Source organism: Vibrio sp. 2134-1 (assembly GCF_033339495.1).
The window spans coordinates 1-673 of the sequence record NZ_JAWOUS010000476.1 but is presented as its reverse complement, the minus strand read 5'-3'; the positions used below and the strand labels follow the sequence as shown (position 1 = coordinate 673).

The window sequence follows — 673 nt, the reverse complement described above, 5'->3', positions numbered from 1 at the left end:
TTGTAGGTGAAGGTAAGCACATCAAAGGGGTATTAGGTTACGAGAAAACGGATGGTTTTAACGTTAAACCTTTGCCGGGTTTGAATGATGGCGATGAGCACGGATTTGAAACGTTGAACCTTAAATTAGGTTACCAGCAAAACTTTTCTGATAATTTTTCTGGTTACGTAGGCTTTAGTACATACAGCAACGAATACGACTATGACAACAGCAGTTATGGCAATCCTGGGTGGGGAACAGTAGATAAGCACGAAAAGAAAACGGGTGAAGTGGAATACGTAGGTGCAGATTTGTCACTTGAGTATTCTAAAGATGTTTACACCTCTGAGTTGAAGTTAGCTTACGGTCAACAAGACAACTATGACCTTAAATCGGGCCAAAGTAAGTCGACCGGCGATCACGTGGCCATCGAACAGTTCAATGCAATTTGGCTAAACTCATACAGCATCAATGATGAACTGAGTATTGGAGGCGGCTTAGATTACCGTAATGAGAAGTTAGCAAAAGGCTACCTTGCACCAAGTGACTGGGGACCAGCGAAAGACTACAACCCAGAGAAGAACCCAAGAACAAACATTGGCATCAGCGCAATCGCTCAATATGCATTGAATGCATGGACCTTCGAAGCCAGCGTACGCAATGATGAAAACAACCAGTTTGGCAACAACACTAC

Annotated in this window: 1 pseudogene; it reads left to right on the top strand. The window is 43.2% G+C overall.

Annotated features, from left to right (window positions below):
• A pseudogene (locus R7R78_RS26715) lies at positions 1-673 on the top strand (TonB-dependent receptor); the annotation flags it as partial.